Raw genomic sequence first — 11,047 nt, 5'->3', positions numbered from 1 at the left:
CACCAGCGCATCGTCGCGATAGCGTTCGCCGATCAGGATCAGTGACAAGGTAAACAAGCCGCCCGCACTGGCGCCAAACAGCACCCACAACGGCCAGATCAGCAGGGTGTCGATCAACAACGGGATCGCCAGGCTCGACAGCAGCAAGACCACTGCGCAACCCGTGAACAGCGTGCGGCGCGACAAGCGATCCGCCAGCGCACCAATCGGCAATTGCAGCAACGCATCACCGACCACCACGGTACTGACCATCGCCAGTGCAATCTCCGTGGTGAAGCCCTGGCGCAGGCAATACACCGGCAACAAGGTCAGGATCATCGCCTCGAACGCCGCGAACAGCGACACCGCCCAGGCAATCGCCGGCAGTCCACGGCAGAAACCCCACAAATCGCCGAACGTCACGCTACTCGCTTCGCTGGAGGGCGCCCCGCTGCGCCCCAACAACAGCAACGGTGCTGTCATCAGCAAGCCGACACCGACCCAAAATCCATAATCGTGTTCAGTGCCCAGAACGCCCAGCAGCACAGGCCCGGCGAGTTGGCTCAGGGCATAGCTGCAGCCATACAGCGCCACCAGCCGCCCACGCCACTGTTCGACCACCAGTTGGTTGATCCAGCTTTCACCCAGAATGAACACCAGCGTCAGGATCACCCCGATCATCAGCCGCAACAGCAGCCAGATCGGATAGCTCGGCATCAGCGCCAGCAAGCCGATGGACAACGCCCCGGCCCACAGGCACAAGCGCATCAAATTGGCCGTGCCCAGGCGTGCGGCCAAATGGCTGGAGATTTTTGCCCCCAGCAACACGCCAATGGCCGGCATCGCCGCCATTACACCGATGGCGAATGAACCGTAACCCCAGCTTTCCAGGCGAAACGATACCAGCGGCATGCTGACGCCCAGAGCCAGGCCGACACTCAAGACAGACGCCAACACGGCGAAATAAGTCGCCCAACGCATGTTCCACGCTCCTGTGGAGTTTTTATGTACAACACAAAACACTGTGGGAGCGAGCCTGCTCGCGATGACGGAGCAACATTCAACACTGATGTCGATTGTTATACCGCTATCGCGAGCAGGCTCGCTCCCACAGGGGATCTACGTCGTTAAGAAAACCGACTTACAACTTGATCCAGGTCGCCTTCAGTTCGGTGTACTTGTCGAACGCGTGCAGCGACTTGTCGCGGCCGTTACCCGACTGCTTGAAGCCACCGAACGGCGCGGTCATGTCGCCGCCATCGTATTGGTTGACCCAGACGCTACCGGCACGCAGCGCGCGGGCGGTCAGGTGGGCCTTGGAGATGTCCTTGGTCCACACTGCTGCGGCGAGGCCGTACGGCGTGTCGTTGGCAATCGCCACAGCCTCTTCGGCGGTGTCGAAAGCGATGACCGACAACACCGGGCCAAAGATTTCTTCCTGAGCGATTTTCATCGCATTGTTCACACCGTCGAAAATCGTCGGTTCAACATACGTGCCGCCCGTTTCCTGAAGCGTGCGCTTGCCACCGACCACCAGTTTGGCACCGTCGGCATGGCCCGACTCGATGTAGGACAGCACCGTGTTCATCTGCTGGGTATCGACCAGCGCGCCGACGTTGGTCGCCGGGTCCAGCGGGTTGCCCGGCTTCCAGGTTTTCAACGCTTCGATCACCAGCGGCAGGAAAGTATCCTTGATCGAACGCTCGACCAGCAGGCGCGAACCGGCAGTGCAGACTTCGCCCTGGTTAAAGGCGATGGCGCCGGCAGCTGCTTCTGCAGCGGCTTGCAGGTCCGGGGCATCGGCGAACACGATATTCGGGCTCTTGCCGCCGGCTTCGAGCCAGACGCGCTTCATGTTCGACTCGCCCGAGTAGATCAGCAGTTGCTTGGCGATCTTGGTCGAGCCGGTGAACACCAGCGTATCGACATCGTTGTGCAGGGCCAGGGCCTTGCCGACGGTGTGACCGTAACCCGGCAGCACGTTCAGCACGCCTTTCGGAATGCCGGCTTCAACAGCCAATGCCGCGATGCGGATGGCCGTCAGCGGGGATTTTTCGGACGGCTTGAGGATCACCGAGTTACCGGTGGACAGCGCCGGGCCGAGCTTCCAGCAGGCCATCATCAGCGGGAAGTTCCACGGCACAATGGCGCCAACGACACCGACCGGCTCGCGAGTCACCAGACCCAACTGATCATGCGGGGTGGCGGCGACTTCGTCGTAGATCTTGTCGATGGCTTCGCCGCTCCAGCTCAGGGCTTGCGCCGCGCCGGGAACGTCGATGTACAGGGAATCGCTGATCGGCTTACCCATGTCCAGGGTTTCAAGCAGCGCCAGCTCTTCGGCGTTCTGTTTCAAAAGGCCGGCGAAACGGATCATGGTGGCTTTGCGTTTGGTCGGCGCCAGGCGCGACCAGACGCCGGAATTGAAGGTGGCGCGAGCGTTTTCAACAGCGCGCTGGGCGTCGGCGGCGTCACAGCTGGCAATCTTGCCCAGCAGACGGCCATCGACCGGGCTGATGCACTCGAAGGTCTCGGCGGAGACAGCATCGGTGTATTCACCATTGATGTAGGCGCGGCCTTCGATCTTCAGATCGCGAGCCCGTTGTTCCCAGTCGGCACGAGTCAGGGTGGTCATTCGAGTGTCCTCCTCTTATTGAATACGAACGCTGCGCGGTCTTCGCGGGCGCTGTCAGGAATTCTGCCCGGCCAGCCTGCTTTTCGGCCCAAGGCAACTGTCACCCTAAACCAGCGGCAGGTGAAGTTTCAATATATTTGACATAAGCCCGTCAAACGGCCTTGCGATGTTCATTTTAATAAACATAGACTTTGGTCTTTTCAGGCAATCACGGGAATTACAACAATGAATATCCAGGATGTCGTCGACTTCAGCCAGGCCTCGAGCGCACCCGAGCGCTATCGGCCGGACCCGGTGAAAGTCCTCAAGGGCGATCCCGAACAAGCGGTGTACAACCATTACAACAGCCCGTGCGGGCAATTGAATGCTGGCGTTTGGGAAGGCGAAGTCGGGCAATGGACCGTGAATTTCACCGAGCACGAGTACTGCGAAATCGTGCAAGGGGTTTCAGTGTTGCGCGACAACGACGGCAACAGCAAAACCCTGCGCGCAGGTGACCGCTTCGTGATTCCGGCCGGGTTCCAGGGCACTTGGGAAGTGCTGGAGCCTTGCCGCAAGATCTATGTGGCGTTTGAGCAGAAGGCCTGAAGATTTGCATTGTCTGGGCCGACGCTATCGCGAGCAGGCTCGCTCCCACAGGGAGTTGTGGTGATCACAAAACCATAGGCCACAAAAAAGGCCCGTATCTCGCGATACGGGCCTTTTTCGTAAGAGGGAAAAATCAATTACTTGATTTTGCCTTCTTTGTAGATCACGTGCTTGCGAACAACCGGATCAAATTTCTTGATCTCGATTTTGTCCGGGGTAGTACGCTTGTTCTTGTCGGTAGTGTAGAAGTGACCAGTACCGGCGCTCGAAATCAAACGAATCAATTCACGCATGATTAGCTCCCTTAGATCTTGCCGGCTTTGCGGATTTCGGCCAGCACGACAGTGATGCCACGCTTGTCGATGATACGCATGCCTTTGGCAGATACGCGCAGACGCACGAAACGTTTCTCTTCTTCAACCCAGAAGCGGTGATGCTGCAGGTTCGGCAGGAAACGACGACGGGTTTTGTTGTTTGCGTGGGAAATGTTATTCCCAGTCACCGGACCCTTACCGGTAACTTGACATACTCTCGACATGCCTCAGCCCTCTAAAACCACATGCCCAACCCGGCATGGGTTGGCCGCTTAATCTCTCAGTCATTTGGCGCCAGGCGCCGCGTTTCTTTAGAGGTCTTACCGGCTACACCTACAGTGAAGGAACCGGGCCCCTAGAAAAGAGCGCTGCTTTATACCAGAAAGACTGGAGAGCAACAACATTCCGTGTGCACAGACTTCATAAAAACCCCGCATTTCGGGCCACAAGCGCCTTGGATAAAGGCTATCGTCAATAAAGACCACTCGTCGCAGAGAATCGGCCAACCCACCGATTCAGGATTTTTCTCAGCCGGTGCGCACTGAAAACAATCGCCTATAGTCCCCTTAAAATGAAAAAGGGGATAGTCATTTGCAAAAGAGCCTACTAGGGTAAGTCTTTTCCAGACTGCACTTGCAGATGGGCCTTCGATCTGTAAAGGAATCCGACCATGCGCCTCGCTGCCCTACCCCTCTTGCTCGCCCCATTGCTGCTGAGCCCACAGGCCATGGCTGCGGCCCTGACGGTCTGCACCGAGGCCAGTCCCGAAGGGTTCGACGTGGTGCAATACAATTCGCTGACCACCACCAACGCCTCAGCCGACGTGCTGATGAACCGCCTGGTGGACTTCGACACCGCCAGCGGCAAAGTGGTCCCCAGCCTCGCGGACAGCTGGGAAGTCTCGCCCGACGGCCTGACCTACGTATTCAAACTGCATCCGCAGGTGCCATTCCATCGCACCGAATACTTCAGCCCGACGCGTGACCTGAACGCCGAAGACGTGATTTTCAGCTTCGAGCGCATGCTCGACCCGGCCAACCCGTGGCATAAAGTCGCCCAGAGCGGCTTCCCGCATGCGCAATCGATGCAATTGCCCGTGCTGATCAAGAAGATCGACGCACTGGACCCGTTGACCGTACGGTTCACCCTCGATCACCCGGACTCGACCTTCCTCGCCACCCTGAGCATGGGCTTCGCTTCGATCTATTCCGCCGAATACGCCGACAAGCTGATGAAGGCCGGCACCGCAGAAAAACTCAACAGCCAGCCAATTGGCACCGGCCCGTTCGTGTTTACGCGCTTCCAGAAAGACGCGTCGATTCGCTACAAGGCCAACCCGGACTACTTCGGCGGCAAGCCCTCGGTGGACCCGCTGATTTTCGCGATCACCCCGGACGCCAACGTGCGCTTGCAGAAATTGCGCCGCAATGAGTGCCAGATCGCCCTGTCGCCCAAGCCTCTGGACGTACGGGAAGCACTGAAAGAGCCAGAACTTAAAGTGGAAAAAACCGACGCGTTCATGACCGCGTTCGTCGGCATCAACAGCCAGCATCCTCCGCTGGACAAGCCGGAAGTGCGCCAGGCGATCAACCTCGCCTTCGACAAGGCCAATTACGTCAAAGCCGTGTTCGAAGACACCGCCGAGCCCGCCAAAGGCCCGTACCCACCGAACACCTGGAGCTACGACAAAAGCTTGCCGGGTTACCCGCACAACGTTGAGAAGGCCAAGGCATTGATGGTCAAGGCCGGCCTCAAGGATGGCTTTCAGACCACCATCTGGACCCGCCCTTCCGGCAGTACGCTGAACCCCAACCCTAGCCTCGGCGCTCAACTGCTTCAGTCCGATCTAGCGCAAATCGGTATTCAGGCCGAGATCCGGGTGATCGAGTGGGGCGAGCTGATCCGGCGCGCCAAGGCCGGCGAGCATGACCTGTTGTTCATGGGTTGGGCCGGCGACAACGGCGACCCGGACAACTTCCTCACTCCGCAGTTTTCCTGCGCAGCGCTCAAGTCCGGCACCAACTTCGCCCGTTATTGCAATCAGGACCTGGACAAGCTGATCAGTGCCGGCAAGACCACCGGCGAGCAAGGTGTGCGCACCAAGCTCTATGAGCAGGCGCAGGCGCAGATCCAGCAGCAGGCGCTGTGGCTACCATTGGCGCACCCGACGGCGTTTGCGCTGACGCGCAAGGATGTCGAGGGTTACGCGGTCAGCCCGTTTGGGCGGCAGGATTACTCCAAAGTCAGCTTCAAGCCATAAGCTGCAAGCCTCAAGCTAGAGCAGCCCGCGCACGGCTCTAGCTTGAAGCTTAAAGCTTGATACTTGCCGTTGCCCTACATCCAGCCGTATTCAGCCATGGACAGCGGATCGCCGTCGCCGATGATGAAATGGTCGAGCACTCGCACATCGATCAGGCCCAGCGCCTCTTGCAGGCGCTTGGTCAGCAACCGGTCGGCCTGGCTAGGGTCGGGATTGCCCGACGGATGGTTGTGGCACAGGATCAATGCCGCGGCGTTGTGCGCCAAAGCCCGTTTGACCACTTGCCGTGGATAGACACTGGTATTGTCGATCGAGCCGCGAAACAGCACTTCGAAGGTCAGTACTTGATGCCTGGAATCCAAGAACAGACAGCCAAACACCTCGTGAGGCTCGTGGCGCAGCATCGATTTCAGGTAGTCCCGAACGGCTTGCGGATTTTCCAGCGCTGATTTTTGACGTGCCCGCTCGGCCAAATGCCGCCGGCCCATCTCTTGTGCCGCTTGCAACTGGGCGAATTTCGCAGGCCCGAGCCCCAATTGCCTGCTGAACGCTACCTGATCGGCCTCAAGCAATGAGCGCAAACTGCCAAACTGATTCAACAGGTGCCGAGCCAGGTCCACCGCGCTTTTACCCGACACGCCGGTCCGTAAAAAAATCGCCAGCAATTCGGCATCTGAAAGACTTGCCGAGCCCAACTCAAGCAGCCTCTCCCGCGGCCGCTCCGCCGCCGGCCAATCACGAATACTCATAACACCTCCCTGGAATATGGGCGCCGCTGTTCCGTAGCGGTCGCTGTGATATCGTAGCCCATCTTTTTTGCTGGCGATTTCATCCCTGGGGAGGGGGTCTCGCCATGCAGTCATCAACGAAATGAAAGGCAGACCTATGCAGCGGCTGTATCGGAAACGCATCGTTCTGGGCGTCGGCGGCGGCATTGCTGCCTACAAGAGTGCCGACCTGGTTCGTCGCCTGATCGACCAGGGCGCCGAAGTGCGCGTGGTCATGACCCGCGGCGGCAGCGAGTTCATCACGCCGCTGACCATGCAGGCCTTGTCCGGGCACCCGGTTCACCTCGACCTGCTGGACCCGGCGGCAGAAGCTGCGATGGGCCACATCGAGCTGGCCAAATGGGCCGACATGGTGCTGATCGCCCCCGCCACCGCGGACCTGATCGCCCGTCTGGCCCAAGGCATTGCCGACGACCTGCTGACCACACTAGTGCTGGCCACCGACGCCGTGGTCGCCGTGGCCCCGGCGATGAACCAGGCCATGTGGCGCGATCCGGCGACCCAGGCCAACCTGCAAACCCTCGAAAGCCGCGACATCAAAGCCTTCGGCCCGGCCTCTGGCAGCCAGGCCTGCGGCGACGTTGGCCTGGGGCGCATGCTCGAAGCCGTCGATCTCGCCCAGTGCGCGGCGGACTGCTTCCAGCGCCAGGCGCTGACCGGCAAGCACGTGCTGATCACTGCCGGCCCGACCCAGGAAAACATCGATCCGGTGCGGTACATCACCAACCACAGCTCCGGAAAAATGGGCTTCGCCCTGGCCGAAGCCGCGGTGGAAGCCGGCGCCCGCGTGACCCTGATCACCGGCCCGGTGCACCTGCCAACGCCCGATCGTGTCACGCGCATCGACGTGGTCAGCGCCCGCGACATGCTCGCCGCTTGCGAAGCCGCGATCCCTTGCGACCTGTTCATCGCGTCGGCAGCGGTCGCGGACTACCGTCCGGAAGTCGTCGCCCCACAGAAACTCAAGAAAGACCCTACGAACGGCGACGGCTTGTTGCTACAGATGGTGCGCAACCCGGACATCCTGGCCACCATCGCCACGCGCCCCGACCGTCCGTTCAGTGTCGGTTTCGCTGCCGAAACCGAACATCTGCTCGACTATGCTGCCCGCAAGTTGAAAGACAAAAACCTCGATTTGATCGTCGCCAACGACGTCGCCAACCCGAGCATTGGCTTCAACAGCGAAGAAAACGCCTGCAGCGTGATCGACCGTGAGCTCCACGCCACACTTTTCGCCCAGACCAGCAAGAGCAAGATTGCTCGCCAGCTGATCACTTTTATCGCCGAACGTCTGAACCAGGTTTAATTTACATGCACGCTTTGCAAGCCAAGATCCTCGACCCTCGCATCGGTACTGAATTCCCGCTGCCTCAATACGCCACACCAGGCTCCGCCGGCCTCGACCTACGGGCCATGCTGGAAAAGGACATCGTGATCAAGCCGGGTGAAACCGTGCTGATCCCGACCGGCCTGTCGGTTTACATCGGTGATCCGGGCTTGGCCGCGCTGATCCTGCCGCGCTCCGGTTTAGGACATAAGCACGGCATCGTGCTGGGCAACCTGGTCGGTTTGATCGACTCCGATTACCAGGGCCCGCTGATGGTGTCCTGCTGGAACCGCGGCCAGACTGACTTCAACATGGTGGTCGGTGAGCGTCTGGCTCAACTGGTGCTGGTGCCGGTGGTTCAGGCGCATTTCGAGATGGTCGAAGAATTCGTCGAAACCCAGCGCGGCACGGGCGGTTTCGGGCATTCCGGTAGCCATTGATCCGATAGAGAACCTGTGTGGTGAGGGAGCTTGCTCCCGCAGGGCTGCGAAGCAGGCCCAAGTTTTGTGAGCGCTGCGCACTCAAGCGGGACGGTGCGACGATTCGACAAGCTCCCTCGCCACAGGTGCATTGTTTGCTGAAAATTGCGTAACCTCATCTGGAAGGTTTACCACTGAAAATCAAGACATTGCCGGCCAAATACTTGCCGGAGTTAGCGGCATGGCCTTTTCGCACCACGAACTCTCTGTGGAAAACGCCGTCATACCCTTCAGTTTGAGCCGGCCGACGCGTTCCAAGCAGGCCTGTCCAGTCACTTTCGAGATGGAGCATTCCTACAGATGAACACCCCCGCCAAAGTCGCACCCAAGTTCCCCGACAGCATCTTTCGTGCCTACGACATTCGCGGTACCGTACCGGAGTTCCTGAACGCTGAAACCGCTTACTGGCTCGGTCGCGCCATTGGCGCCCAAAGCCTGGCGCAGGACGAGCCGAACGTTTCCGTGGGTCGCGATGGCCGTCTATCCGGTCCGGAACTGGTCGAACAACTGATCAAAGGCCTGGCCGATGCCGGTTGCCACGTCAGCGACGTCGGCCTGGTGCCAACGCCGGCGCTGTACTACGCCGCCAATGTACTGGCCGGAAAATCCGGGGTGATGCTCACCGGCAGCCACAACCCGTCGAACTACAACGGCTTCAAAATCGTCATCGCCGGCGACACCTTGGCCAACGAACAGATCCAGGCCCTGCACGACCGCCTCAAGACCAACAACCTGAGCAGCGGCGAGGGCAGCATCACCCGGGTCGAAATCCTCGACCGCTACAACACCGAAATCGTCCAGGACATCAAACTGGCCCGCCGCCTGAAAGTCGTTGTCGACTGCGGCAACGGCGCAGCCGGCGTGATTGCCCCGCAGCTGATCGAAGCGCTGAACTGCGAAGTCATCCCGCTGTTCTGCGAAGTCGACGGCAACTTCCCGAACCATCACCCGGACCCGGGCAAGCCTGAAAATCTCGTCGACCTGATCGCCAAGGTCAAGGAAACCAACGCCGACCTGGGCCTGGCCTTCGACGGCGACGGCGACCGCGTTGGCGTCGTGACCAACACCGGCAGCATCGTCTACCCGGACCGCTTGCTGATGCTGTTCGCCCGTGATGTTGTGGCGCGCAACCCTGACGCGGAAATCATCTTCGACGTCAAATGCACGCGCCGCCTGGTTCCGCTGATCAAGGAATATGGCGGTCGGCCGCTAATGTGGAAGACCGGTCACTCGTTGATCAAAAAGAAAATGAAACAATCCGGCGCGCTGCTGGCCGGTGAAATGAGCGGGCACATCTTCTTCAAGGAGCGCTGGTTCGGTTTCGACGATGGCATTTACAGCGCCGCACGGCTGCTGGAAATCCTCAGCAAGGAAAAATCCACCGCGGAAGGGCTGTTTGCGACCTTCCCGAACGATATTTCTACGCCGGAAATCAATATCCATGTGACCGAAGAGAGCAAATTCAGCATCATTGATGCACTGCACGATGCGACGTGGGGCGAAGGCGCTGACCTGACCACCATTGACGGCGTGCGAGTCGACTACGCCAAAGGCTGGGGCCTGGTGCGCGCCTCCAACACCACACCGGTGCTGGTGCTGCGTTTCGAGGCTGATGATGAAGCTGAATTGCAGCGCATCAAGGACGTATTCCACACCCAGCTGAAACGTGTTGCACCTGACCTCCAACTACCGTTTTGATTGATTGAAGCGCATTTTATTGAAGTGCCGGAGCCCTGAATGACCCTCGAACGCGAAGCCGCCGCCAACACCGCCAAGGTCCTGTCCGAAGCGCTGCCTTACATTCGCCGCTATGTCGGCAAGACGCTGGTGATCAAATACGGCGGCAACGCGATGGAAAGCGAGGAGCTGAAAACCGGCTTCGCCCGCGACATCGTGCTGATGAAAGCCGTGGGCATTAACCCGGTGGTGGTTCACGGTGGCGGCCCGCAAATCGGCGACCTGCTCAAGCGCCTGTCGATCGAGAGCCACTTTGTCGATGGCATGCGCGTCACCGACTCCGCGACCATGGACGTGGTGGAAATGGTCCTCGGCGGTCAGGTCAATAAGGACATCGTCAACCTGATCAACCGTCACGGCGGCAGCGCCATCGGCCTGACCGGTAAAGACGCCGAGCTGATTCGCGCGAAAAAGCTCACCGTCACCCGCCAGACCCCGGAGATGACCCAACCGGAAATCATCGACATCGGCCATGTTGGCGAAGTGGTCGGCATCAACACCGACCTGCTGAACCTGTTGGTAAAAGGTGACTTCATCCCGGTGATCGCGCCAATTGGCGTGGGCGCCAATGGCGAGTCCTACAACATCAACGCCGACCTGGTGGCCGGTAAAGTCGCCGAAGCACTGAAAGCTGAAAAGCTGATGCTGCTGACCAACATCGCCGGGCTGATGGACAAGTCGGGCACCGTGCTGACCGGCCTGACCACTCAGCAGGTCGACGATCTGATCGCCGATGGCACCATCTACGGCGGCATGCTGCCGAAGATTCGTTGCGCGCTGGAAGCGGTTCAGGGCGGCGTCGGTAGCTCGTTGATCATTGATGGTCGGGTGCCGAATGCAATTCTGCTGGAAATCTTCACCGATACCGGTGTGGGTACTTTGATCAGTAATCGCAAGCGTCCTTAAGCAGCACACACAAAAAGACCCCGCTCAGCCAGGC

Annotated in this window: 10 protein-coding genes and 1 pseudogene; 6 read left to right on the top strand and 5 right to left on the bottom strand. The window is 59.5% G+C overall.

The window, feature by feature from the left end:
• Positions 1-960, bottom strand: a 960-nt coding sequence (locus AC1DSG_RS21555; protein WP_477792692.1) for an MFS transporter, incomplete at its 3' end; no start/stop codon positions are given.
• A gap of 160 nt (positions 961-1,120) precedes the next feature.
• Entirely contained in the window at positions 1,121-2,614 is a 1,494-nt protein-coding gene (locus AC1DSG_RS21550) for an aldehyde dehydrogenase (RefSeq protein WP_477792691.1), read from the bottom strand.
• A gap of 225 nt (positions 2,615-2,839) precedes the next feature.
• On the opposite strand from AC1DSG_RS21550, the gene AC1DSG_RS21545 reads away from it, so the two are divergent.
• Positions 2,840-3,202: a cupin domain-containing protein gene (locus AC1DSG_RS21545; protein WP_477792690.1), complete on the top strand. Its 363-nt coding sequence runs from the start codon at positions 2,840-2,842 to the stop codon at positions 3,200-3,202.
• A gap of 137 nt (positions 3,203-3,339) precedes the next feature.
• On the opposite strand, the gene rpmG is transcribed toward AC1DSG_RS21545, so the two are convergent.
• Positions 3,340-3,495 carry a 50S ribosomal protein L33 gene (rpmG, locus tag AC1DSG_RS21540; protein WP_007894709.1) on the bottom strand — a complete coding sequence of 52 codons (156 nt, stop codon included), beginning with the start codon at positions 3,493-3,495 and terminating at the stop codon, positions 3,340-3,342.
• Between the two features lie 11 nt (positions 3,496-3,506).
• Positions 3,507-3,740 (bottom strand): 50S ribosomal protein L28, encoded by a 234-nt coding sequence (gene rpmB, locus AC1DSG_RS21535; RefSeq protein ID WP_007894701.1) that lies wholly within the window; start codon positions 3,738-3,740, stop codon positions 3,507-3,509.
• A gap of 446 nt (positions 3,741-4,186) precedes the next feature.
• On the opposite strand from rpmB, the gene AC1DSG_RS21530 reads away from it, so the two are divergent.
• Positions 4,187-5,776, top strand: coding sequence for an ABC transporter substrate-binding protein (locus AC1DSG_RS21530; protein ID WP_477792689.1), 1,590 nt, complete (start codon positions 4,187-4,189; stop codon positions 5,774-5,776).
• A gap of 74 nt (positions 5,777-5,850) precedes the next feature.
• On the opposite strand, the gene radC is transcribed toward AC1DSG_RS21530, so the two are convergent.
• Positions 5,851-6,525 carry a RadC family protein gene (radC, locus tag AC1DSG_RS21525; protein ID WP_477792688.1) on the bottom strand — a complete coding sequence of 225 codons (675 nt, stop codon included), beginning with the start codon at positions 6,523-6,525 and terminating at the stop codon, positions 5,851-5,853.
• Between the two features lie 136 nt (positions 6,526-6,661).
• On the opposite strand from radC, the gene coaBC reads away from it, so the two are divergent.
• From coaBC to argB, 4 genes and pseudogenes are all read left to right on the top strand, one after another.
• Positions 6,662-7,870, top strand: a complete 1,209-nt coding sequence (gene coaBC, locus AC1DSG_RS21520) for a bifunctional phosphopantothenoylcysteine decarboxylase/phosphopantothenate--cysteine ligase CoaBC (RefSeq protein ID WP_477792693.1) — start codon at positions 6,662-6,664, stop codon at positions 7,868-7,870.
• A gap of 5 nt (positions 7,871-7,875) precedes the next feature.
• Entirely contained in the window at positions 7,876-8,331 is a 456-nt protein-coding gene (gene dut / locus AC1DSG_RS21515) for a dUTP diphosphatase (protein WP_007943127.1), read from the top strand.
• Positions 8,332-8,691: 360 nt separating this feature from the next.
• Positions 8,692-10,068, top strand: a pseudogene (locus AC1DSG_RS21510) (phosphomannomutase/phosphoglucomutase); the annotation flags it as partial.
• A gap of 39 nt (positions 10,069-10,107) precedes the next feature.
• Complete coding sequence (gene argB / locus AC1DSG_RS21505) at positions 10,108-11,013, top strand: acetylglutamate kinase (protein ID WP_477792687.1); 906 nt, start codon at positions 10,108-10,110, stop codon at positions 11,011-11,013.
• Positions 11,014-11,047: the final 34 nt, after the last annotated feature.

This window comes from Pseudomonas sp. P5_A12, assembly GCF_056400685.1.
This window is presented reverse-complemented; position numbering and strand designations above follow the sequence as displayed.